24 protein-coding genes are annotated in these 23,615 nt (G+C 30.3%); 7 read left to right on the forward strand and 17 right to left on the reverse strand.

Features of this window, described 5'->3' with window-relative positions:
• Positions 1-49: 49 nt before the first annotated feature.
• From MRU_RS07570 to MRU_RS07620, 11 genes are all read right to left on the reverse strand, one after another.
• Positions 50-1,273 (reverse strand): MnmC family methyltransferase, encoded by a 1,224-nt coding sequence (locus MRU_RS07570; RefSeq protein WP_012956313.1) that lies wholly within the window; start codon positions 1,271-1,273, stop codon positions 50-52.
• An 86-nt stretch (positions 1,274-1,359) separates the two neighbouring features.
• Positions 1,360-1,833 carry a hypothetical protein gene (locus MRU_RS07575; protein WP_012956314.1) on the reverse strand — a complete coding sequence of 158 codons (474 nt, stop codon included), beginning with the start codon at positions 1,831-1,833 and terminating at the stop codon, positions 1,360-1,362.
• Positions 1,834-1,915: 82 nt separating this feature from the next.
• On the reverse strand, positions 1,916-2,293 hold the full coding sequence (locus tag MRU_RS07580; protein ID WP_012956315.1) for a hypothetical protein: 378 nt from the start codon (positions 2,291-2,293) through the stop codon (positions 1,916-1,918).
• On the reverse strand, positions 2,278-2,568 hold the full coding sequence (locus MRU_RS07585; RefSeq protein WP_012956316.1) for a hypothetical protein: 291 nt from the start codon (positions 2,566-2,568) through the stop codon (positions 2,278-2,280). The genes MRU_RS07580 and MRU_RS07585 overlap by 16 nt, the downstream gene beginning before the upstream one ends.
• Before the next feature lie 15 nt (positions 2,569-2,583).
• Positions 2,584-3,105: a hypothetical protein gene (locus MRU_RS07590; RefSeq protein WP_012956317.1), complete on the reverse strand. Its 522-nt coding sequence runs from the start codon at positions 3,103-3,105 to the stop codon at positions 2,584-2,586.
• 533 nt (positions 3,106-3,638) lie between these two features.
• Complete coding sequence (locus tag MRU_RS07595; RefSeq protein ID WP_012956318.1) at positions 3,639-5,672, reverse strand: pyruvate-formate lyase Pfl; 2,034 nt, start codon at positions 5,670-5,672, stop codon at positions 3,639-3,641.
• 551 nt (positions 5,673-6,223) lie between these two features.
• A complete protein-coding gene (locus MRU_RS07600; RefSeq protein WP_012956319.1) occupies positions 6,224-6,859 on the reverse strand; it encodes a class I SAM-dependent methyltransferase in 636 nt (211 codons plus the stop codon).
• A 1-nt stretch (position 6,860) separates the two neighbouring features.
• Positions 6,861-7,163 (reverse strand): hypothetical protein, encoded by a 303-nt coding sequence (locus tag MRU_RS07605; RefSeq protein ID WP_048812475.1) that lies wholly within the window; start codon positions 7,161-7,163, stop codon positions 6,861-6,863.
• A gap of 238 nt (positions 7,164-7,401) precedes the next feature.
• A complete protein-coding gene (locus MRU_RS07610) occupies positions 7,402-7,602 on the reverse strand; it encodes a polysaccharide biosynthesis C-terminal domain-containing protein (RefSeq protein WP_012956321.1) in 201 nt (66 codons plus the stop codon).
• A 722-nt stretch (positions 7,603-8,324) separates the two neighbouring features.
• The gene (locus MRU_RS07615; protein WP_012956323.1) at positions 8,325-9,752 is read right to left on the reverse strand and encodes a flippase; all 1,428 of its coding nucleotides are present in this window, start codon (positions 9,750-9,752) and stop codon (positions 8,325-8,327) included.
• Positions 9,753-9,789: 37 nt separating this feature from the next.
• Positions 9,790-10,566, reverse strand: a complete 777-nt coding sequence (locus tag MRU_RS07620; protein ID WP_012956324.1) for a glycosyltransferase family 2 protein — start codon at positions 10,564-10,566, stop codon at positions 9,790-9,792.
• 213 nt (positions 10,567-10,779) lie between these two features.
• Here MRU_RS07620 and MRU_RS11950 point away from each other — a divergent pair, with 213 nt between their 5' ends.
• Positions 10,780-10,950, forward strand: a complete 171-nt coding sequence (locus MRU_RS11950; protein ID WP_171776170.1) for a hypothetical protein — start codon at positions 10,780-10,782, stop codon at positions 10,948-10,950.
• A 119-nt stretch (positions 10,951-11,069) separates the two neighbouring features.
• Here MRU_RS11950 and MRU_RS07625 read toward each other — a convergent pair whose 3' ends face one another.
• From MRU_RS07625 to glf, 4 genes are all read right to left on the reverse strand, one after another.
• A complete protein-coding gene (locus tag MRU_RS07625) occupies positions 11,070-12,071 on the reverse strand; it encodes a sugar phosphate nucleotidyltransferase (RefSeq protein WP_012956325.1) in 1,002 nt (333 codons plus the stop codon).
• A gap of 64 nt (positions 12,072-12,135) precedes the next feature.
• Positions 12,136-13,143 carry a glycosyltransferase family 10 domain-containing protein gene (locus tag MRU_RS07630; RefSeq protein WP_012956326.1) on the reverse strand — a complete coding sequence of 336 codons (1,008 nt, stop codon included), beginning with the start codon at positions 13,141-13,143 and terminating at the stop codon, positions 12,136-12,138.
• 33 nt (positions 13,144-13,176) lie between these two features.
• Positions 13,177-13,977, reverse strand: coding sequence for a DUF4422 domain-containing protein (locus MRU_RS07635; protein WP_012956327.1), 801 nt, complete (start codon positions 13,975-13,977; stop codon positions 13,177-13,179).
• 406 nt (positions 13,978-14,383) lie between these two features.
• Positions 14,384-15,481 carry a UDP-galactopyranose mutase gene (gene glf, locus MRU_RS07640; RefSeq protein WP_012956328.1) on the reverse strand — a complete coding sequence of 366 codons (1,098 nt, stop codon included), beginning with the start codon at positions 15,479-15,481 and terminating at the stop codon, positions 14,384-14,386.
• 651 nt (positions 15,482-16,132) lie between these two features.
• Between glf and MRU_RS07645 the strand changes: the two genes are divergently transcribed.
• The 5 genes from MRU_RS07645 (at position 16,133) to MRU_RS07665 (ending at position 18,995) form a co-directional block, all read left to right on the forward strand.
• Positions 16,133-16,315 (forward strand): hypothetical protein, encoded by a 183-nt coding sequence (locus MRU_RS07645; RefSeq protein WP_012956329.1) that lies wholly within the window; start codon positions 16,133-16,135, stop codon positions 16,313-16,315.
• Between the two features lie 227 nt (positions 16,316-16,542).
• Positions 16,543-17,124, forward strand: coding sequence for a hypothetical protein (locus MRU_RS07650; RefSeq protein WP_012956331.1), 582 nt, complete (start codon positions 16,543-16,545; stop codon positions 17,122-17,124).
• A gap of 10 nt (positions 17,125-17,134) precedes the next feature.
• Positions 17,135-17,818, forward strand: a complete 684-nt coding sequence (locus MRU_RS07655) for a hypothetical protein (RefSeq protein ID WP_012956332.1) — start codon at positions 17,135-17,137, stop codon at positions 17,816-17,818.
• A gap of 105 nt (positions 17,819-17,923) precedes the next feature.
• Positions 17,924-18,751, forward strand: coding sequence for an acyltransferase (locus MRU_RS07660; RefSeq protein WP_012956333.1), 828 nt, complete (start codon positions 17,924-17,926; stop codon positions 18,749-18,751).
• Positions 18,738-18,995: a hypothetical protein gene (locus MRU_RS07665; protein WP_012956334.1), complete on the forward strand. Its 258-nt coding sequence runs from the start codon at positions 18,738-18,740 to the stop codon at positions 18,993-18,995. Before MRU_RS07660 ends, MRU_RS07665 begins: the two co-directional genes overlap by 14 nt.
• Before the next feature lie 173 nt (positions 18,996-19,168).
• On the opposite strand, the gene glmS is transcribed toward MRU_RS07665, so the two are convergent.
• A complete protein-coding gene (gene glmS, locus MRU_RS07670; protein ID WP_012956335.1) occupies positions 19,169-20,953 on the reverse strand; it encodes a glutamine--fructose-6-phosphate transaminase (isomerizing) in 1,785 nt (594 codons plus the stop codon).
• A gap of 541 nt (positions 20,954-21,494) precedes the next feature.
• On the reverse strand, positions 21,495-22,202 hold the full coding sequence (locus tag MRU_RS07675) for a hypothetical protein (RefSeq protein ID WP_012956336.1): 708 nt from the start codon (positions 22,200-22,202) through the stop codon (positions 21,495-21,497).
• Positions 22,203-22,781: 579 nt separating this feature from the next.
• On the opposite strand from MRU_RS07675, the gene purC reads away from it, so the two are divergent.
• Positions 22,782-23,522 (forward strand): phosphoribosylaminoimidazolesuccinocarboxamide synthase, encoded by a 741-nt coding sequence (gene purC / locus MRU_RS07680; protein ID WP_048812476.1) that lies wholly within the window; start codon positions 22,782-22,784, stop codon positions 23,520-23,522.
• Positions 23,523-23,615 lie beyond the last annotated feature (93 nt).

Raw genomic sequence — 23,615 nt, forward strand, 5'->3', positions numbered from 1 at the left:
TAAGCACCATAACTTTAAAAACCTAAAATCCAAGAAAATTAAAGAAGAATTAAAAAATTACTTTATTGTTTTTAATCTCATCCAATCGTTTAGCCATTTCAATAACACGAGTTCTTGAATTGTTATCTTCTGCATAATCCTCACTATAGTTTTCCTCAGGCCCCACAAGATAAAAAGCTTCCTCTGATAATACTCCGGGAATGTTCATTTTTCTAAGGTTTCGCTCAACTCTTCTCTTCAATGGCTCATCATCCATCTCCTGTGCTAGGAATATAGGTGTCTTTACCGCTGAAGATATTTTAGTGTTATGCCGCGCATTATGGCGCTCCTCAGTTCTGTTGTCTAATATTTCCTTTGATGATAGGTTTAGATTTGGATCCCTGAATGGAATCCCCACATCAGATAATGCCATCTTTATCTCATCATTCTTTGGAAGGGACTTGGTCAAATTTTTTGGAGAGGGTGATGCCAATGTTCCTCCTTGAAACCGTCCGAAGATTGGGCCTAATGATACATAAAAATCTGCTTCAATAAATGCCATCCTTACAGGCGCTGATGAAGTATATGTACAGACTATTCCATTATCTTTAATAACCCTTCTAAATTCCCTAAAAAAGTCCACGGATACTAACTCGGGCGCCATATTTTGACTAAAAGGATCCAAAAATATGGCATCATAGACATTGTCCTCCAGTTTTTGTATGACTTTCCTTGCATCGTCAATGAATATATTTAAATTTATATTATCTGGTATGCTTTCTTCCTCTAAGGAGAGTGATGCATAATCTTCCGCTATAAGGGCATCCTCTATTGCCTTTTTTGTAATGTCATGTGCCTTTATAGGAGATGGAACCATCAATCCTGCTGCAAGGGTTGGCTTGGATATTTCCAGAAGGTCTATCTGGAGGTTTGCATCTTCGGTTGAATTTTTCATAAAATCGTCAATTGCTGCAGAAGTATTGTATCCTAGCCCTGCACAAATGTCTAAGATAGCAATGTCCTGGCTGTAATCCAGTTTCAATGGCTTTATGAACTTTTCAAATGATTCGCTTATGGCTCCAGTAGAGGTGTGGAGTGTTTCCACCTTGTTATTGATTTCTTTTGATTTGATGCTGTATGACCCATCATCTGTCTTTACAAAGTATTCCTTATGACCTTTAAATATGGAGTTTCTATACACAGGGTCATTGTATTTTCTTTCATTTTCGAAAGCTTCATTTATTAAGTCATATATTGTATCATCAATCACTGTAGCTTCTTCGATATAAGTCATTTAATCACTTGATATAAATAATTTTTTAATTAATCATATCAATATTAGTTTAACTAGATATTTAATTTTAATCTATATTGAGAAATCTAATTTACAAAAATATATGATACTTCATTTATCAAAGCATCGAATCTTCCATCTTTTTCATAGACATTCAAATAGAAATATTCCCTAAATTCCCTCAAATACAATGTGAAATCATCAAATTTTGTTTGATACTCTTCTTGAGATATTCCACCATCCAAATAATTGAATTTTAACAAGATTAAAAGATTAAATTTAGAGAAGGAGTCAAATACTCTTAAACAATCTTCACGGTTTATAGATTCAATATTCTCTAAGACATAATAAATCATCTTTTTGATTTTAAGAAATGTGTAATATTCTCTTTCAAATTCTTCAGATTCGTCTAGAATATCAGCCATACAAATCAATCTGCCATTTATGGAAGAAATAAAATCATGATAATCCTTTTCATCTTTTCTTGAGTAAATTGAACTTAATGCATTAGAAATATAATTGAAAAGATTATCCAATTTCTCTTTGATTTTTACGTCCATTATTTTCAACTCTTTTAATATAATTTTAAAACATTCTTCTGTTAAATCCCGGGAATAAATTATTTTATTGGTTAAACCTACTTTAATTCAATAATTTATATTTGTCAATATTTAATTTGGAAAAAGATTTGACAGCATTATAAAATTCTTCATCAACAGTCACAAATATTGTAAACTGATCTTTTGCAAAATCATGAGCATCTAAAATAATTTTACGATCCTCCTCATGAATGCCTAAATTTTCTAAAGAATGCCATAAATCACAATATTTTCTAAAATTATTTAAACCGCAATTATAAAGTTGTAGTTTATTTAACAAATAATCTTTATTTATTTCGAATTTCGAAGGAACTTCATTTGAGCATTTGACAAAACAGGAAAGGAATTCCGATTTTTCTTTAAAAAGTCCAAAAAGTATTTCTTCCCAAAAAAAATTAATCAAATTTATTTTTTTATCCATATCCAGATTATATCACTTGTTTGTGACAATACAAATTGTTCAAAAGAACATTTATTAAGAAATATGCGATTATTATTTTCTAAAGCTAGAATAATTTCATCAAAAAAATATTCAAATGATGTGAAAATAGATTTATATTTTCGCTTATATTCCTCACAAACATTGTTTGAGCAGTAGAATTCAGTGGAATTTACAATAAAATCGTCAACTGTTTTAAAATACTTATCTGGGAAAAATGTATATGCAATCGCAATATTTGTATCAATAAAATCCATTATATACCTCCCATACTAATCAAGTATAATTTGAGATATTCTAGGTATAACATCATCAAATTCGCCAGTTCTTTGATATATATTTAAATAATATTCCGTTTTTACTTCATCCAAATATGTATCAAATTTATTAAAATAACTTAAATATGATGATTTGGAATAAATACCTTCTAAAAAGCTAAGTTTGATTCTTAATAATTCAAAAAATTTAAATAATGAATCAAATATGACAGATCTTTTAGAAGAGCATAGAGAACCATAATTGTCTAAAACATAATTTAACATTCTTCTAATTACTAGAAAAAAAGAAAATTCTTTTTGAAATTCTTTTAATTCTTTTAAAAACATAGCAAAATCCAACAAATATTCTTTCATTGAAGAAATTAACTCTAAAGATTTCTCTTCATCATTTTTGTTATTTAATGATGTTAATGTGTTTGAAATATTATTAAGAAAATTCTTCAATATCTCTTTGATTTTTACGTCCATTTTGATTTCAATCCTTGGTAAAGTGATTTTTTCATTGATATTGTACATTTTATCACCCTCTTTAACATAAAAAATTCACCCATAATTTTTTTTAGTTTCTAATAATCCAATAATTCTTGTCCTAAAAAGAATTATCTGAAATTCACCATCTCGTTTTTGCAAATAAATATTTGTCTTAAAAATAAATAAAGCTATTTGAAATGCGATAAAATGATTTTGTGCAAAAATGCAAAGGTGAATTTATGAAAAAAATGATTTTATGAAAAAATGAAACTGTGAAAAAATGATTCTGTGACATTGTGATTTTGTGATTTTGTGATTTTGTGATTTTGTGCAAAAATGCAAAAATGCAAAAGGGCGTTGGAAAAAAAGAGGTGCTTATTTTAAAACCGAGATCTATTGGCAAGCTTTTTTTGCCTTCGGCGAAAAAACCTTGACCAAAATTTTTTTAAATGCTTGTGAGAACTAGGAATTAAAAAAAAAACAAGTGAACAATGGAAAATAAGTAAAAAAAGTAAAATAAAAATTAGTAGATGAGTGAAATTAAAAAAAGTGTGAAGGAAATAAGGGAATAGCCGATGCTATTCTTCAGTATCCTCTTTGGTGATTATCTCTTCTCTGATTAAGTTTATTTGGAGCTGGTCGAAACCGTATCCGATTGCTTCTACAAGGATATTGGTTAGTTGTTTGTCGTTTGTGTTTATATTTAGCTCTATAAGGTTTCCGTTTATTGCTGAGCTTTTGTAGTCTAAGCTTGAATTGAAGATGAATATATCTGAGTTTGTCTTTTGGCTTGATATTAAAAGTCTTGCTGGCGGGATGTCCTTTAATGTGGCGTCAAAAGATGCTCTCTTATCATTCTTTATCATGTACCTTGGGGCGCTTAATCCAAACTTGAGCTTTCCGTCGAGGCTGTTTTTGTAGTCTTTTATTGAGTCGCCTATGAATGCTATTATTTCGTTGGAGATGTTTGCTATCTCAGGGTTGTTTTGTGGGAATCTTACTGGATTGTTCTTAAGGAGGAGGAATGTTTCTTGGTATTTGCCCCTTTTGAAGTTGTTTTTTCTCATCTTATCCAATTCTATAAGGTCTATGGTCTTGTCCTCAAAGACTATTTTCTTAAGGTTATATAAGCTGTTTACAGTGTTTTGGAGCCCATAGAATCTAATTCCAAAATGATTGTTTCTGGAGCCTCCTTGGGATATGTCCAGTTGGTTTTCATATGATTCAGCTGAGAATAATGATAAGAAAGGGTCTTGGTTCCATTGTATTTGATCTAGGGCGCTTATTTTTTCTTCGATTTCCTTTTTTAGATTGTTCTTATAAAGCTCCATAAGGTAGTCTAAGTTTATTATGAATCTTAACTCATTCTTGTCTTCAAATATGTCATTCAATGGCTTTAAAAGAGAGATAGATGATAGGTTGCCTTCATCAAGGCAGGATATGAATGTAGGTTCAAGATGGGCTGATAGAATATAATTATATGCGTCATCGCTTGAGTATCCGAAGTCGAGAAGCCTTGGGATGATTGCCTCATCATTTGAGAAGACTATGTTTGAATCTATATTGGCCTCAATGGTGGCTCCGTCAGCTGTAAATATCCGATTGTCAATGATAAAACTTACAGCGACACCCTCTTCAATGTATATTGTGTTTTCGTTAAGGCAATCTAATGCAAGGTGGATAAGGTCGTCTGGAGTCTTATAGCTTAGTCTGAGTGCTATCTTAACATCCTTTGGATTGACCTGGCCGATTGCCTCAAGGAAGATATAGGTGAGGTCATTGTAGAAATAGTATTCGCCGAACTCATCGATGTACTTTCCTCCAAGGGTGATTAGCTGGCTTGCCAGTCCTGACTCGTCATCGGTCTTATACCAGGAGTATGAATCGAGGGCCTTTAGGAAATCCTTAATCAGTTCCAATGCCTCCTTGTTAGTTATGTATCCATCATTCAGGTCGTTGTAGTAATAGTCTTCAAGGATACGGTCAAGACGGCCTAGGCTGTTTAGGCTGTGGCCTGTCTGATATAGGAGTTGATTAAGGAAAAGTATTCTTTGAAGGGCCTCTTCAAAATGGCTAGCCTTCTTGTCGATTATGTCCTCAAAGATGCGGATGTACTTTGACTTGTCATCACGGGAGGACTTTGCCAATGCCTTGTTTATTTCATATATGAGAAGCTCAATTCCATCAAGGATAGCGAGCATTTCCCTATTGTAGTCGGAGGACTGGTTTCTGAAGCCTGGACCTTCCTTAGGGTTGAAGTAAAATTCGTTGAGGTCATAGATGGAATAGTCTAGAATAAGTGAGTAGTCGATAGGACTGTTTATTATTTGGCCATGATAGTCAAGATTTCTAAATTCGTCTAGGAAGTATATGAATCCTTCAGGATGGATTGTGATGTCTAGCTTTCTTAGAAGGTTCTTGATTTGGACCCCTTTTGAAAACTTGGAGCTTGTTATATAGAACTTGTGCATGTTTTTGGCAATGTAGCTGCTTGCATCTGTTCCAACCCCAAATCTGCGGTTTATCTTATTGTATGTGGAAGCCAATATGGCAGATGAGCTGTTTGCACTTTCCTTATTTCGAATCTTTTTAATGTTATCAAATAGACCCATAGTTAGCCTCCAATTGTAAAATAAGTTTTTAGATTAATTAATAAATTAATTATTTATAACTTATCTTAATTTTTTTAACTAATTAAAATTGAATTGTCTTTTAATTTAATTTTAGTATATTTATTAATTAGTGATTCATTTTTAATATATTTTAAGATTTATGGGGCTTATGATGAGAATATTTTAAGAATGGGGTGAAAAATCCTAAGATAAAAAGTCTTTCTATAATCTTCTTCAACAGCAAATAAACCTTTTAAAAAATCAGACAGGTTTATCTTTTTTGAATATTCCTTTCCAAATCTACTTTTATGGTTTTCATAGTATCTTAAAATCCTTTTTGTAAAATTAGATTTACCTTTAGAGCATATAAAGATTCTTGCATCCTATATTGTGCAAAAATGATTTTGTGAAATTGTGCAAAAATGCAAGTGTGAAAAAGTGAAAAAGTGAAAAAAAAGTTGGAATTAAAATTAAAAAAATAATTATTGATTAAATTATTATTTTATTCTTCACCAATACAATCAAATAAATTTTCAACAAAGGTCAAAAAATTAAATTTTTTTAAGAACAAACATGCATTGATCCCCTTGTCCTTGGGAATTTAAAAAATTGGTCTCTTTTTTATATTTTTTGATTAATTTTTTATTAGACCTAAAATCAGTCCATCCATCTTCTCCCCAAGCAATATCGTTTTGATAATTTTCACTGAAAACAAATTGGGCATATCCACTATCAAAAATCACATCTAAAATTTTAAGGTCGGTTTTATCACATAATATTTCAAAACTTTTTAGAGTATGTAAGAAAAAGTGTCTAGGTGCATCAATTTGAAACCAATTTACTCCATATCTTTTCCAAATTGGCTCAGATTTAATCGGAATTCTTAATAAAATTAACCCATCATCTTTAATAAGATTTTCAAAACATTTTAGATTAGCTAATTGATTATCCATATGTTCAAAAGCATGATTCGAAACAATTAAATCAAATTTTTCTGAAGGTTTATAATCTTCTAAGGAAGTTTGAATTAAATTAATCCCCTCTAAAATATTCTCTTCTTCAATAAATAAGTCTATTCCTGTGAGATTTTTATATCCTCCTCTTTTTAATTGAGATAAAAAATTCCCATTTCCACATCCAATATCTAAAATTGAGGATTCCTTTGTAATCTTCTTATCAGAATTCAATTTATTTATTAATTTTAAATGGGGGGGGGACAAATTCTTTTGGGATTAAATTAGATAGGATTGAATTAGATAAAATTATTGCAGAACCTTTATCAAAAATTATTTCATTAAAACTTTTAGGTTTTAAATGAGGGGCATAATCTGTATCATAATATTTGTCAATATCTTTAGGGATCTCCTTAATAAAAAGACAACCACAATTTGAACATTCAATATACTCAAATTCTTCTCTAAGGCCTATTTGCATTTCTTTAATTATGAAAGTTAAATTATTCTCCTCATTTTCACATATTGGACATTTCATATTTTCACCGTTTAATATTCTCATAATTTTCTTTAATGATAAATTTATCAGTTTCATCGATTATTTTTAAGTTCAATAAAATAATGTAAATTAAGCCCAAATGGGATAGCTAACCATAAAGAGAGATTAAAAATATAAAATACTATTGCTAAAATAATCCCACAAATAATTAATTTTATTAAACTCTTTAATAAACCCCAACCAAGTTTGTAATCAGTTTTGAATATATGTTGGAGTGTTAAAATGATAATAAATATTTCACACTTAATACAGTGGATATTGCCTCTCCATCATAACTAAACATTGGAATAAGAACCAAATTAAGACATACGTTAAATATAACTGCCATAATATAGATTTTTGTTACTGCCTTTTCCTTATCAATTGCATTCAGCAAAACAGATGCTGCTCCATTGACAAATAGGAAGGAAACGGTCAAACAATTATTTGAATAAGAGTTGATGCAAGAGAGTATTGGTTGCTGTAAATAAAGTCAATGATAAGCCTTGCATAGAAGAAAATACCTATGCTAAGTGGAATAATAATCATTAAAATATATTTGGCTGATATTTCATAGTTTATTTTGATAAGTTCACGTGAATTCGAATTAATCAATTTTAATTATATTAAATTATAATAGTTTTTTAAATTACTTTTTATATTTATTAAATTAGTAATTCATTTTTAATATATTTTAAGATTTAGGGAGCTTATGGTGGTGAATATTTTAAGAATTGGGTGAAAAATCCTTAAGATAAAAAAGTCTTTCTATATCCCTCTTCTACAATTTCAAATAAACCTTTTATAAAATCAAACTTGTTTATTTCAACAATTTCCACTTTAGAATGATATTTCTGACATACATACTCTTGACAAAAGATCTGCTTGTAAACTCAAGATTCTTAAAATCCAATATTACCTTATCATAGGATTTCATGCTATTAAATAATGAATTGCAGTTGAATCCATAACTATCTTATTTGAATATTCCTTTCAACATCTACTTTTATGGTTTTCATAGTATCTTAAAATCCTTTTTGTAAAATTAAATTTGCTTTTGGAGCATATAAAGATTCTTGCATTCTGTAATTGTGCAAAAACACAAGTGTGCAAAAATGTAAAAGTGAAAAGAGTTAAATTTGAAAATCGAAAAAAATAAAATTATCTGTTTATTAATTCTCTAATTACATATCTATCATTATCATCAATAGATTTTGTTATAAATAGGGATATTAGATAAACTATAAATCCTACAGGTATTGCAAACCATAGGGAGAGATTTAAGTAATATAATGCTACAAAAAGGATTATTCCACAAACGATTAGTTTTATAACATTCTTCAATAGTCCTAAATCTGGTTTGTAGTCTGTTTTGAATATATGATAAAGTGTAATAATAGTAATCAATATTTCACTAAGTACTGTAGCTATTGCTGCACCATCATAGCTAAACCTTGGAATAAGTATTAAATTAAGGCACACATTAAATATTGCTGCTATAATATAGATTTTTGTTACAGTTTTCTCCTTATCGATTGCATTTAGTAAAACTGCCGCTGCTCCATTGACAAATAGGAATGAAACTGTCCAGATAAGTATTTGGACTGGAGTTGAGGCAAGTGAGTATTGGTTGCTGTAAATAAGATCCACCACTGGTCTTGCATAGAAGAAAATGCCTATGCTGATAGGAATAATAATTAACAACAAATATTTTACAGAAAGCTCATAGCTAACTTTGATTAGATTTTGGCTTTCTTTGAAGAATTTGCTCATAACAGGGAATATTACGCTTTGGTAAACTACAAAAAATGTTGTGAAAACATTTATTATGTTGTATGCAGACTTATAAAGTCCTGTTGCATAATCTCCAGCCAAATAGGACAACATTACAATGTCAATTGAAAAATAAATAGAATAGAAGAAGTTTGTAAGTCCAAAAGGAATGGATTTGATTATTACTTCCCTTATGAAATTTGTATCCAATTCTAAATGAGGTCGGCTGAATGTTTTAACATATGATAAAAACATATATGAAAAATATATTGAATATGCAACAGTGTAGGCAAAGGCAATGGATATAACGCCCAAATCAAACCCTAATGTTATTAGAATGCCTATTAATAAAAAACTGCTATTTAATATAGCTCCTATGGCTTGATATTTTACTTTTTCAAAGGCCTGGAAAACTCCATTTAAAAAAGTAGTCATAGACATGAAGATAAGTTCTATTGTAAAAACCAAAGTAACTATTATAGTTAAATGAGAGTATCCCATGACATACAAAATCAATCCACTTAAAATAAATAAGATAATGGCTAATATAAGCTTAAATAAAAAGATATTGTTAAAATATTTCCTTACTAAATCTTTATGTTTCGCAATTTCACGAGTGATGTATGTGCTTATTCCCAAATCCATCACTATTCCCATAAGGCCAGTGAAAGAAACTGCAAATGAGACAATGCCATAATCAGATACTCCCAGGTATCGGGCTATGATTATGGTCCATAGGAATGCACAAATGCTTGTTATCACTTGTGAAACAGATAACCAACCAGTATTTTTAAAAATGGATTTAATTTGATTCATGTTATCAGTGAAATTTCTTAAAAAATTGTCTGTTGATTTATTTTAAGATTTTTTTTAGAAAGTTAAAATTTGATAAAAAATTAGTTATGGGATTCCTTATATGTAAAATTTCAGAATAGTAAAGGATATCCAACTTTAACTGATTATTCGGTTCATGACTTAATAAACAATTTGTGTATATGCGATTATAATCATATTTATATTTATTTAAAACTTTTTTCAATGTTTTAAAGTATTCTAAAGACATTGAACCTCCTTCAGATACATGATATAATGTTATTGGGAATAAAACTACAGAATATCCTTTTTGTTTAATGTTTAAACAATAATCTGCTCCATATAAGTGCCAATCATAACAGGTTTCTTCATCAAATTGATATTTTCCGAATACCTCTTTGGGAATTATAAGCAATAGTTCGTCAAGGGTTTGGGTTTCGGTTATATCTGTAATACTATAATCTGACACTGTTGATTTTGGAATCCCAGAGACGATATTTGTAGTAATTCTCCCATAGTTTTCCTCAGAAACTCCTTGAACTCCAGCAATTCCTAGATTTTGACAATTTTCAAAGTAATATTTTATATCTTTTAAGTTATTTTCATAAAATTCCACATCTTGATGAACAAAAAGCAATATTTCTCCTTTTGCTTTTTTTCCACCATAATTTAGGGCTGAAGCTGCGGAATTAAATTCATGATTTCTATTATCAATTAATATTAATTCATATTCTTCATTTTGTGTTTTTAATGATTCTAACAAATATTTTTCTAAAACCTCTTCATCATTATAAACACAGATTATAGACATTAGCATTCTTAAAACCCCATCTCTTTATAAACACAGATTATAAACCTTTGAATTCTTAAACCCTATTATTAATAAAAAAACAAATCTTTAAATAAATATCTTTTCTTTCCAATTCCTTACAATGATTTTAAAAATAATTAATTTGTCTAAAATTATCCTTGATTTTCCCCATTTATGTTTAAAATATCATCAATTATCTCTTAGACTAAATGCTCTTTTATGGAATACATAATTTTACATCTTAAAATGGCTCATAAGGGTATTCTGCATGTTCTGATTCTAATAGAGTTCATCAAAACAATCATCCCTTACAAAAAATGCATTTGCTCCATTAATAATCACAGCCAAAAAGAGCATACATTTAGGATTTTCATACCAATATTCATTTAAATAAACCAGCCATGTTTGTTAGTTTTATTCAACAAAAATTTGATTAATTCTTTTATTCTCCTCTTTTCACCATTGTATGCTCTTCAAAATATTTATTGTTCAAATACATTATTCGATGATTAACGAGTATAATAATCTTTTACTCTGATTGTATCATCTAAAAATGGTGTAGAAACCTCATGTAATGTTGTATTTTCAGTTGCAATAATAGAATGGACAACACCAGGTTTAATACGAATGGAATCGTTTTTTCCAAAGTATTCTTTCCTGTCTTCAAACTCGATGTATCCTGCACCGGACATTATGTACATGGTTTCATCCTTATCATTGTGATAGTGGAAAGAAGTCTGAAATCCTTCTTTTAAGTAAAGCTCTTTTGTAAGGTACTTGTCAGTATAAATGAGGACCTTCTCATATCCCCAAGGCTTGTCTGTTTTGTTTTCATACTCCTTTTGAACAGATTCCAATTCTTTTGATGTGTCGATTGCCATCCAAAAGAGATCATCTTCCCTGTAGTATCCAAGTTTGTTTTCTTTAGCAAGCACTGGGAATAATGTTTTTTCTATATCACCTGTTTTAAATTCTCCGAAGTCCAATAACCCTTTGGTGAAGTAAATTCCTCCGTTTATATAGTAATCCAATAGTGGTTTTTCTTTAAAAGCAGTGATTTTATCTCCACTTATGTCTACAATTCCATATGGAGAAGTCATTTTGGTGACAAACATTGTAACAAAGTAATCTGATCTTTCGCCATATTCTATCATCTTTTTAAGGTTAATGTCTGCAACTATATCTCCATTTCTAATAACAACTTGTTTATCTTCTCCAAGTGCTTCCATACCTAATCTGATTGCATTAAGTGTTCCTAAAGGTTCGTCTTCAATGACATAATTGATTTTTATGCCTTTATATTCGTCACCATAGCGTTCTTGGATTTTTTCGTGTAAAAATCCTGCTAATAGATAAACCTCGTTTATTCCAGCATTTTTAAAATCAAATAATTGTTTATCAAGTATTGCATAATCTTCTTTAATTTCCACTAACGGCTTTGGCACTTTTTCAGTAACTGGCCTAAGTCTTTTTCCAAAACCGCCACAAAGAATCATTCCAACAGTTTGCATATCTTTTCCCCTCTAAAATTATTTATTTTAATTTAATGTACAGTATTTTCTATAAATTAGTTATTTAGTCTCTAATGAAGTGATAAATCTTTCTTCCGATAAATTCAATGTGTAATTTCTGTGCTACCTTAATTAAGAAAAAATAAGGTTTATAATAAAATCTGTTAATCAATTTGTACTGATGCTCTTGAGTTTTTCCTTTCATTATCCTATCCCTACGGTAGGCTTTCTCTAAAGGCTGATTGCAGATATTAAACAAGAAGTCATCAAAATCCTGAAGATATTTGTCCAAATCACCTAAAAAAGTAGGTTCATTTAGCATGGCATGATAAAGTTCATCGTTTTGGTCGACTTCTTTAATTTTTTCCACGGCTTCCTCTACAGTCAAATCATTACAATTTATAAAGGATTTAGGGTTGAATTCCTCTTCAATATTAGGATCTCCCCAATAGATTGGAATGCAGCCTGCAGCAAAAGCATCAAATATTTTTTCAGTAGTATAGCCCCTGTTTTGAGCATTTTCAAGAGCAAATGAAAATTTATGAGTTACATCAAATTCAAACTTCTTATCAAGGCCCATGCCGATAGGTCCACCAATATTATTGAGAGACCTTCCTCCAGAGTCCACTTTCTTGTATTTGCTTAATTCATGGAACAGACGGATTCTATAATCGTCTCCCCATTCATTGGAAACTACAAAACTGCAAAAATCAGTTTTAACGCTTGTGTCAATTGGTTTTCTTTCTATTGTTTTTCTAACGTTTTCAATTTCAGGACGATTTAAGAAAAATGGAAAACGAAGATATCTGTCCCCAAATTCAATGATATCATAAGCTAATGCATAATCACAGATATTGAAGTCAGGAACATAATTTTCAATAGTCCACATGATTCTTATACAGTCATAATCTAAGTGTTTGTAACCATAAGCGCCAAAAAAGAGATAATCCGGGTCATCTGAAACCTCAACATCAAAATTCTTTTTTAGACTGTCTATAAAGAAATTATCATTCTCTTTTAGACTATCTTGAAAATCAACAAATTTTACTTTAATTTTTTTCTTTTCACTCATAATTTCACAGCACAAATAAAATAAAAATAATTCTTAACGTCTCATATCCTTATGAAGCAAGCCCATATAAATATGGACATAAGCCCATCTTACAATCTTTCTTTTTACAATCCACATATGGACATTAAGCCTAAGTCCATTGACTTTTAGTTCACATTCCTTTACTCTCAAGTTTTGTTTGTCCATCCAAACATCAAAGAGACGTTCTGTTAAGAATCCATAGATTCTTTTTTGATAATCATCATATCCAGTCATGTCCACTCTTTTTTCTACCTCTGCAAGAATAGGAAATACCCAGTCACAATAAGGAGCAATGACTTCCTTAGGGGCTATGAACATGTTGTAATAGTAGAGATCTTTTCCTTCCACAACTCGTTTATAACTATCAAGATATTCAGGACATTGTTCGCCTATAACCTCTTCACAGAGGTCCAAGTCTTTAGCATAGTTCCAATGGTCGTAGTCTTCATATACTGAGCCTAAAAGAGCAGTTGTCTTTTTAGGAAGAATAATATCATATTCAGAGAATATTTTTTCAATATCTTCTCGTTCTAACCTTTTTCCAAGTCTCCAGTTTGCAAAGTATCTTCTATAATGGACAAGACCAATTATGTCTGCAGGGCTGTTTTTCCACATCCAGTAAAGTCCTGTTAGTTCACAGTAGGAAGAGTTTTTATTGGATATGTTATCTCCAGTATCGTCACTTACAAAGCCTAAATTGTCCTTGCCTGCACGTCCAACAAAAAGAGGAGTGTAAATGTCGTTAGAATCAATATTTTTGATATCCTCTTCACTATGGGATACAACATAAATCTGGATATTTTGACTTGACATGATTTAATTCCTATAAAAATTTAGATAGAAAAATATTTTACTTCGTTATATCGAGATAAAACGAAGTAGAATTGCAATTTTTTATTAAGTATTATATTATAATTAATACTATTTTAAATTTTTTATATTCTACTTTATAAGTTTAACTATCATTCTAATATTTTGGAAAAATATCTAATTTTTTATCAAAATTCTATTTTTTCAATTAAAAACTTTTCCTTTCACAGTTTTTTAAAACAAAACAAAAATAGTTATCATCAAAATGTAAATTTAAATTAGAAACATATACAAAATTATTAAAAAAAGTTAAATAACTACTTAAATGGAAAAAGATTAAATAAATCCTAAGAAATAAAAGAGGTTAAAATAAGTATTTAAAAAGAAAGTTAAATAAACCCTTAAAAGACTATTCTAAAGATTTAACTAACTTCAATGCCTCATCAATGACCTGCCACATGTCAAAGTACCTATACATCCCAAGCCTTCCGCCAAAGATTACATTGCCTTCTTTATCTGCCAAGTCATTATACCTATTAAATAGCTCAGTGTTTCTCTCATCATTCATAGGATAGTATGCCTCTTGGCCCTTTTCCCAAGCCTTTGGATACTCCCTAGTAATCACGGTCTTATCAGAGACTGCATTCTCAAAGTGCTTATGCTCAATTATCCTTGTATAAGGGGTTTCTCTATCTGTATAATTAATTACAGCGTTTCCCTGATAGTTTTCCATATCCAAGGTCTCAAACTCAAAGTCAAGGCCTCTGTATTCAAGCTCTCCAAAGCAGTAGTCATAATACTCATCGATCATCCCTGTAAATAAGACCCTATCTGCCATAGCCATCCATTTATCCTTATCCTCAAGAAAATCAGTGTTTAGCTCAACGTCAATTCCATCAAGCATCTTTTCAATTATTTTAGTATATCCCCCCATTGGAATTCCTTGATAGAGGTCGTTGAAATAGTTGTTGTCAAAGGTGAACCTTACCGGAAGCCTTTTGATAATGAAGGATGGAAGATCTGTGCAATCCCTTCCCCACTGCTTTTCGGTATATCCCTTAACTAATTTTTCGTATATGTCTCGGCCAATAAGGGAGATTGCCTGCTCCTCAAGGTTTTGAGGCTCATCAATATTTGCCTCAGCTTTTTGCTGCTTAATCTTTGCCTTGGCCTCCTCTGGAGTTTTCACTCCCCACATCTGGTAGAAGGTGTTCATATTGAAAGGAAGGTTGTATAATTCGCCCTTGTAGTTGGCAACAGGTGAGTTTGTGTAGCGGTTAAACTCCGCAAATTGATTGATATAATTCCATACCTCTTTATTGTTGGTGTGGAATATATGCGCACCATACTTATGGACATTTATATTGTGCTTTTCCTCTGTGTAAACATTGCCTCCAATATGGCTTCTCTTTTCTATTACAAGGCAACTCTTGCCTCTCCTGTTCATTTCATAAGCAAATACGGATCCGAAAAGGCCGGACCCTACTATTAGATAATCGTATTTCATGACCTCACCAAATTGTTTAAAATTGTTTAATTGATTAATTGACTAATTAAATTAATATTTATTTTTAAGATATTTAAATAAATCTATGGTTTTGATTCTGAATGGCGGATTTTGAATTGGAAAATGAGACTTGAATTTGAAAATGGAAATTATGATTTAAAAAAGGAAATTTTAAATTGAAAAATGAATTCTGGTTTTGAACAAGAATTAAAGCAAAAAATTTTTCACTAAAATTGCATTCAAAAATTAGTTTATTTTATAGTATACGAACTTTTTATATATAGTAAACTATACATAAAACAAAACCGATTTTTAAGGCCTAAATTTACTATTTATAATAAATAGTAAACCAATATTAAAAAATAAAATCAAATGTTTGTCTAAATATTAAATAAAAGACATAAAAAAGGTTAAATTTAAATATAATGAGATTAAGAGATAATAGCACACACATCAAACGAATCACAAAAACGAATATTTGAAATTTAGAAGAACTGATAATCCACGAATACATCAGACCACAATAAGATTGATTTAGAAACTAAAAACATAATTTCTAAAGAGAGAATAGCTGAAATCAAAGAAAGTGCCGAATCGATTGGAGAATATCTCAAAGAGGAACATATCTTTCCAAAAGAATATTACGACTTTATGGAGATTCAATATTTATTAAATCAAGCCCTGGAAAATGAAAACATAAGAGAAATAGAGATTGTTGTAAAAATATTAAAAGAGTTTGAAAAAATCACCCAAATTAAATTTGAATTATTGCATAAAGAGTTAATGGAAAAGCCAAAAAAGGGCTTAAAGCAAAGCAAATTTTCGATAATATGAATCAAAACTCAAAAAAAGAATTTGAAAAAAGATATGAGGAGTTCTCTAATTTCTTTTTTAAATGCGAAATAGAATATCATACATTAAAAGGCAAAACAAAACATTTGATGGCGAAAAAATATTTAAGTCTTTTTGATATGGAATATCTGTAATAATAAACTTTCACTATGAAATCAAATCAAAAAAAGGACATTTGAATAAATTTATTAAAAATAAGGAGACTAAATATGTATATGAATACACCAAGCCAGAAAAACATTGATATTAAAAACTATGAAAGAATTTTCAAAGAAAAGATTAATTTTGTAGTTGAAAAAATCTCAAGGTTTTTTAAAGGAACTTCACAAGAAGATTCTTTTTTAAACGAAAAACTACTCGATTTATCTGATCCCTTTATTAAATCCCGAATAAAAGAAATTAAAGAAACAACTGAATCTATTGCAGAATATTTAAAAATAGAATACATCAACTATGATGAATATTATGATTTTAGAGAAATTCAAAGCATGATGAACCAAACTCTTGATTATGGAAGTATCGAAGAGTTAAAAATCATATTAAAGATTTTTAATGAATTCAAAAATTTAACAGAATTTAAATTTGAACTATTAAGCAATAAATCCCACTCTAAGAGCATTAGCTTTAAAGATATTGATGAAGAATCAAAAGAAATCTTTGAAAAAAGATACGGAGAATTTAGTAAGTTCTTTTTCAATCGTAAACGAGAGTATTATGCAATTTTTGAAGGAGAATGTGAAGAGGACGTAAGTGAATTCTTTGAATTGATGAAAAAGCATGCATTAAAGTAGAGGGGATGAAATGAAATTATTCATAGATAGCAATGTAATTATTGGTTACTGCATAGAAATAGATTATTGGCATTATTATGCTGAAAACCTAATGAAAAATGAAAATATATACTGGTCAACTACAGTAAAAGGAGAATCTGAATATAAACTTGAAAAATTAATTAAAACTTATTCAAACTTTTTTAATCAAATTAAAGAAGATTTAGACAAAGAGATTATTAGTAAAACTGAATTCATTAAATTAGTGAAATCTATAGAATATATTAATAACAAAAAAGTACCTTTCGAACAAGAAAATTTAGCAAATTTAGTTTGGACAAAAGGTGGATGGTTAGATGATGTAAACTCTATAGAACTTAATGAAAATCTAAATTTAATTTCACAAGGACTAAAGAAAAAGATGTATAGAAATTATAACTACTGTGATGAAATGTTAAATTTATACGAAAGACAATTCAAAGCAGAATATATTCAGTTAGTCAAAAGATTAGAAGAGCTTAAAAGAGGAAACAGAGAAATACATTCTCCAGATAGTGAAATACTTGTAGATTGTCATGATTTGTCACTTTCACAAAATCTAGATATGGGCTTTATTACTTCTGATGGAGATATAGTCTATTTTAAAAAGGAAATTAAAAAAATGACCAATATAAAAGACATTATTTATTTAAAAAATGTTCATAGGTACACTTAATTTAAACTGTATAAAACAAGCCAAATGCTCCATTAAGAAATATAAAATTATTAACAATTAAGTATCTTTATAAATACGAACAAATATAATATTAAATGTGATAAGATGACCATAAGTCCCAAGAGAATATTATATTTAGATGAAGTTCGCTCACTTGCAATCATGCTCGTAGTCATTGGGCATTTGGCAAGGCTGTTTTCATATAACTACAATAGTTGGCTGTTCTGCAGCGGAGTATTTTCCCTAACTCGTATAGGCGTTCCTCTCTTTTTTACAGTAAGCGGATCTCTTCTTTTAACTAGAAAATATGAGGTAAAAAAGTTTTTAGAAAAGCGATTCAAACGTGTATGTCTGCCTTTCTTCTCTTGGATAATAATATATATAGTTGCCGGAGTGCTGATTTGGCATTATGACCTTACATTCGAATATGTGGTAAACACTGCATTTGGTGTTGGAGACTATTCTGCACTGTTCTGGTTTATTTGGTCACTTATTGGAGTTTATCTATTAATACCAGTCATCAGCAGCTTTATACGTGAAGAGGGAAATTGGGGAGCAGAATATCTGATTTTAATTACAATAATACTGTCCCTATTATACACATTCGGATTCTTTGACTATCCTCAAATGAAATATAACTTTAGAGTCATCTTTAACTTCTTCCCAGTTCTCGGATACTTCATTATGGGGTCTTACATTCACAATAAGAAGTTTAAGTATTCAGATAAGAAGATGTTTGCTATCGGATGCGTCTTGTTTATAGTCGGAATCTGCGGACACTTTGCAAAAATCTATCTTAAGGGTCTTGGAGGACTTTCCCTTGCACCGATAGACTTCTTTGACATATGTGTAATAATGGAAACAATAGGGCTATTCATTGCATTTAAGTATGCAAGCACCAAATGGGATAAAAGGAAAGATGCAAGAAATTGAATTTAGGGAAACCAAATTAGGTGAAGTGATTGTTCTATTTGCATCATGCAGCTTTGGAATCTATTTCTCACATTATATTCTTATGAGATATATTATGTATAATGGATTTTTAGCTCCAATAAGAAAAACACATGCACTGTTTTGGCTTCCTGTAAGCTCAATAATCATAATAGGATTAAGTTGGCTTTTAATATACGTAATGAGCAAGATTCCATATGTAAGAATAGCTAGTGGGGTTAAATAGTCAAAAACCAATATCACCATATTTGATGAAAAAATAGATGGTTTAAAGAGTTAAAACTAGTAAAAATCAGTTAAAGAAAATGCTCTGCGAGTTAAGAAAAAAAGAAAAAGAAAAGCCTAAACCCTAAATTATAAATCTAAGGAAATAGACTAATTATTTTAAATTAAATTAATTTATTCCACAGTTACACACTTAGCCAAATTCTTTGGCTTGTCCGGATCAAGCTCTCTAATTACAGAAACATGATAGCTTAAAAGCTGAAGAGGAACTATATAAACAAGTGGAGCAATTATATCATCAACATCACAGTTTATAAGGAATGTATCATCAGACTCTGAAATCAAGTCCTCATCGCCAACTGCACCGATTCCCAATACATCAGCGCCTCTTGCCTTGACCTCTTGGAGATTGCTCATGATCTTCTTATGGTCTTGGCCCGGAGGTATAACCACAACTACTGGAATGTTTCTGTCAATAAGGGCAATAGGACCATGCTTTAGCTCTCCTGCAGCATATCCTTCAGCATGTATGTATGAGATTTCCTTTAATTTAAGTGCTCCTTCCAATGCAATAGGATAGGAGAATCCTCTTCCAATAAAGAAGGCATCCTTGTCCCTCTTATACTTTTTAGAGATTTCCTTAATCTCATCTCGCTTTTGGAGGACCTCTTCAATGTAATCCGGAACCTTTTCCAATCTCTTAAGAAGCTCATGATCCTCACCAAGAAGTGCTGAGAATAAGTAGATAGCCACCAATTGACTTACATAGGTTTTAGTAGCTGCAACACCAATTTCAGGACCTGCTTGAGTTTGAATAACATAGTCTGCCCTTCTTGTTGCAGATGATCCCCTCACATTAACAATTGCCAAGGTCTTTGAAGTTTCATTGGCAACATCAAGTGCCTTTAAGGTGTCTGCAGTCTCTCCAGACTGTGATATGAATATTACAAGGGTCTTGTCATTTAAGGCCTTTGCAGAGTACTTGAATTCAGAAGCCAGCAATACCTCAGTTGGTATTCCCACCAATGACTCGATAAGATATTTTCCAGTGAGGGACGCATGATAGGAGGTTCCGCATGCCACAAAGACAACCCTATTGATTGTTCCCTTGACCTCATCAACGATTTCCTTTACCTTATCCTTTTCATTCAAGGTGTTTTTAATGGCTGTGGACTGTTCATTGATTTCCTTAATCATGAAGTGATCATAACCACCCTTTTCAGCCATTTCAGGGGACCATTCAATGACTTCAATCTCCTTAGTCATCTCTTGGTCATTTTCATCAAGGAACTTCACTCCATCCTCATCTAAAATGACAATTTCTCCCTTTTCAAGGAATGCGATGTTGTTTGTATACTTTAAGATAGCAGGATAGTCGGATGCAACAAAGAACTCGCTATCTCCTATTCCAACGATAAGGGGACTGTCCTTTCTTGTTGCAACTATGCGGTTAGGCTCAGCGGAGGATATTGCTGCAAGTGCATATGCCCCTTCAATGACACCGATTACCTTGCGAACTGATTGGGTCAAATCAAGGCCTGTTTTCATATATTTGTCAATAAGATGAGGAATCACTTCAGTGTCGGTATCAGAGACAAACTGGTAACCTTCCCCTTCAAGCTCTTCCTTGATTGAGAGATAATTTTCAATGATTCCATTGTGAACAACTGCAATGGTGCCGTCGCCATTGAGATGAGGGTGTGAATTGATTTTACTTGGATCTCCGTGAGTTGCCCACCTTACATGGGCAATTCCATATTTGCCTTCCAAATCACATAAGTCAAGCTTTGCATCGACTTCTGCAATTTTTCCTGAATCCTTTTTAAGATTTATTTTGTCTTCATCTGCACAAGCTATGCCGATAGAATCATATCCACGGTATTCAAGTTTAGATATAGAGTCAAATAAGATAGGGGCTACTTTGCCTTCTTTTAGTACACATCCTACAATCCCACACATATTATCCACCACAGTTATTACATTTTAATTAGTATAATACTATTAGTTTTTAAAAATTGATTAAAATAATTAAAAATTACCAATTTCATTTTAAAATTTTTTAAATTTATAAACAGTATTTATAAATTGTTTATAGTTAATATTATTTATATTTTTATAAGAAATAGCTTATAAAATATTCTATTTTTTAAGATTGATTGGTGGAAAATAAGTTAAAATAATAATAAACAATAGAATTAAGATAAAAAAATGAGTAAAAATAGATGAAAAATAAATAAAAATAAGACAAGAAAAACTAAAATAAGATAAAACTAAGTCAAGAGATGAAAAATAAATGAAAATAAGACAAGAAAAACTAAAATAAGATAAAACTAAGTCAAGAGATGAAAAATAAATAAAAATAGAATTAAGATAAAAAAAATAAGTAAAAATAAGGGAATAATGAAAATAAGACAAAAGATAGACTAAGATTATAAAAAAGAACTATAATAAATCTCTAGAAATAGAACGAACTAAGATTAGAAAAATAGCCAAACATGATTTAAATTCGCTTTTTAGAATCCTCTTCTACCAATCTAGTGGCTTCCTCAGTTAATTCTTCCCATTCCCAGCCATTGCTTAAGACCTTTTCCTTAAGCTTTGAAATGCTGATGGAACTTACAAAATAAAGATGATTGTTCTCCTTAAATGAATAAGCCCAAGTGTATCCTTGCTTTGTATTGGTTTTTCGCTTTGTAACCCTGTAGAATCCAGTCTTGTTTGTTCTCTTAAGAGAGCTTTCATCAAAGTTTTCCTTATCTTTTAAAACCATCTCTTTAGCTTCTTCAGTAAATTCAAACCAGTCCAATCCTTTTTCAGTTACAACAGTTTTAAGCTTGTATAAATTGACAGAAACGATTCTTTTCAATCTGCCATCGTCATAGTACTGATATGACCAATAATCATTTCCGCTTCTTTTGTTTTCTACATAACTAACCCTATAAATACCTGTAGAACTTCTATATCTTGAAAAATCAAGTTTTGCTTTCCCTCTTAATTTGTCATATTGACGGACCTTAATCTCATCCTCATCGTAAAATCCATGAATGACATTGCTTACATAAATTTTACTTCTATTTACAGAATCTGCAATATCCATCATTGTTTGGCCAGAATCATATAATTCTATAATTCTCTTTTTTAATTCTGCCTTAGAGAGATCGTCTCCTGCAATCTTTTTAATGTCTTCTTTATTAGGAGCATTTTCCATAAAACACAACCCCAAAATTTTCTTATCCAATGCAATTATTATAAAAATTTATATATAAAAATTTATAATATATATTATTTTTATTCTAGGACATATACTTACTTTTCGGTTATTTTTAAAAATAAGACTTGATTTTAGTTTATTTTGAATAAAATATTTAGTTATGCCTAAATAAAATGTATTAACTTTATTTAATTTATTATTAACCATATAAAATATTATGGGCGTTTTATTTAGTCATACCTAAAAAATAAATAAGGAAATTCAAAAATTAAAAAATAATGATTTGAAAAATGAAGATTTTAATGATAGAAACTAAAAGATCCTCTAAAAGAAAAGAATTAAAACTAAAAATTCATCTAAAAAAACATTAAAATAAAAAGATTCTCTAAACGAAAAGAATTAAAACTAAAAAATCCATCTTAAAAAAGACAAGAGTGAAATTAAAAAAGTCAAAATTAAATTAGATTTATTAATGATTAAAAATAAAGAATTAATCATTATAACTATTAACTAATATTAATAATAAAAAACATATCTTAAACAAAGATAAAAAAAATCAATATTTAGATGATTGAAATGGATTCTAAAAAATTACTTTATGAAGGAAAGGCAAAAAGTGTTTTTCAAGGTGAAAATGCTGATGAAGTCATAATCGACTTTAGAGACGACATGACTGCAGGAGATGGAGCAAGAAAAGAAAGCATGGGAAAAAAGGGTTATTTCAACTCAATTATCTGTGCAAAAATCTTTGAGACTCTTGAAGAGGCAGGAGTTGAAACACAGCTTATCGAACTAACCGAGCCATGTGTCATGAAAGCTCGCAAATTGGATATGATCCCTATAGAGGTCATTGTAAGAAACATAGCTACAGGAAGCATCATAAGAAAATTCCCATTTGAGGATAAGAGCCCATTTAATCCTCCTCTCATACAGATGGACTTTAAGGCTGACGAATTTCATGACCCTATGTTAAATGATGCAATAGCTATCGCCCTTGGAATTGCCTCTCAAGAGGACCTTGATAAATTAAGGGAGCTTGCCTTAAAGGTCAACGAAGTAATGAGCAAAATGTTTAAGGAGATTGGAATCATCCTTGTTGACTTTAAAATCGAATTCGGTAAGGATTCCCAAGGAAATATCATATTAGGTGATGAGATAAGCCCAGATAGCTGCAGACTATGGGATGCCGAAACCCTTGATATGCTTGATAAGGAACTCTTTAGACAAGGAAAAGATGACGAGGTCATTGATGCCTATGAAGAAGTCTTTAACAGACTCTTAACCGAAGAAGATAAGGCAAAATGGAATATTAAATAGGAACAATACTTTAAAAAAACAAAGAAATAATTATTCAATTATATATCCAATTAAAAAAAAAAAAAAAAAAAAAAAAATCATCCAATTAAATAT

It is taken from the genome of Methanobrevibacter ruminantium M1, from assembly GCF_000024185.1.
Lineage (GTDB): Archaea > Methanobacteriota > Methanobacteria > Methanobacteriales > Methanobacteriaceae > Methanobrevibacter > Methanobrevibacter ruminantium.

Coding starts and splice junctions, on each gene's coding strand:
- MRU_RS07570 (WP_012956313.1), bottom strand. CDS start 1,273: ATGACTTATATCGAAGAAGCTACAGTGATTGATGATACAATATATGAC.
- MRU_RS07575 (WP_012956314.1), bottom strand. CDS start 1,833: ATGGACGTAAAAATCAAAGAGAAATTGGATAATCTTTTCAATTATATT.
- MRU_RS07580 (WP_012956315.1), bottom strand. CDS start 2,293: ATGGATAAAAAAATAAATTTGATTAATTTTTTTTGGGAAGAAATACTT.
- MRU_RS07585 (WP_012956316.1), bottom strand. CDS start 2,568: ATGGATTTTATTGATACAAATATTGCGATTGCATATACATTTTTCCCA.
- MRU_RS07590 (WP_012956317.1), bottom strand. CDS start 3,105: ATGTACAATATCAATGAAAAAATCACTTTACCAAGGATTGAAATCAAA.
- MRU_RS07595 (WP_012956318.1), bottom strand. CDS start 5,672: ATGGGTCTATTTGATAACATTAAAAAGATTCGAAATAAGGAAAGTGCA.
- MRU_RS07605 (WP_048812475.1), bottom strand. CDS start 7,163: ATGAAATGTCCAATATGTGAAAATGAGGAGAATAATTTAACTTTCATA.
- MRU_RS07615 (WP_012956323.1), bottom strand. CDS start 9,752: ATGAATCAAATTAAATCCATTTTTAAAAATACTGGTTGGTTATCTGTT.
- MRU_RS07620 (WP_012956324.1), bottom strand. CDS start 10,566: ATGCTAATGTCTATAATCTGTGTTTATAATGATGAAGAGGTTTTAGAA.
- MRU_RS11950 (WP_171776170.1), top strand. CDS start 10,780: ATGGAATACATAATTTTACATCTTAAAATGGCTCATAAGGGTATTCTG.
- MRU_RS07625 (WP_012956325.1), bottom strand. CDS start 12,071: ATGCAAACTGTTGGAATGATTCTTTGTGGCGGTTTTGGAAAAAGACTT.
- MRU_RS07630 (WP_012956326.1), bottom strand. CDS start 13,143: ATGAGTGAAAAGAAAAAAATTAAAGTAAAATTTGTTGATTTTCAAGAT.
- MRU_RS07635 (WP_012956327.1), bottom strand. CDS start 13,977: ATGTCAAGTCAAAATATCCAGATTTATGTTGTATCCCATAGTGAAGAG.
- glf (WP_012956328.1), bottom strand. CDS start 15,481: ATGAAATACGATTATCTAATAGTAGGGTCCGGCCTTTTCGGATCCGTA.
- MRU_RS07645 (WP_012956329.1), top strand. CDS start 16,133: ATGGAGATTCAATATTTATTAAATCAAGCCCTGGAAAATGAAAACATA.
- MRU_RS07650 (WP_012956331.1), top strand. CDS start 16,543: ATGTATATGAATACACCAAGCCAGAAAAACATTGATATTAAAAACTAT.
- MRU_RS07655 (WP_012956332.1), top strand. CDS start 17,135: ATGAAATTATTCATAGATAGCAATGTAATTATTGGTTACTGCATAGAA.
- MRU_RS07660 (WP_012956333.1), top strand. CDS start 17,924: ATGACCATAAGTCCCAAGAGAATATTATATTTAGATGAAGTTCGCTCA.
- MRU_RS07665 (WP_012956334.1), top strand. CDS start 18,738: ATGCAAGAAATTGAATTTAGGGAAACCAAATTAGGTGAAGTGATTGTT.
- glmS (WP_012956335.1), bottom strand. CDS start 20,953: ATGTGTGGGATTGTAGGATGTGTACTAAAAGAAGGCAAAGTAGCCCCT.
- MRU_RS07675 (WP_012956336.1), bottom strand. CDS start 22,202: ATGGAAAATGCTCCTAATAAAGAAGACATTAAAAAGATTGCAGGAGAC.
- purC (WP_048812476.1), top strand. CDS start 22,782: ATGGATTCTAAAAAATTACTTTATGAAGGAAAGGCAAAAAGTGTTTTT.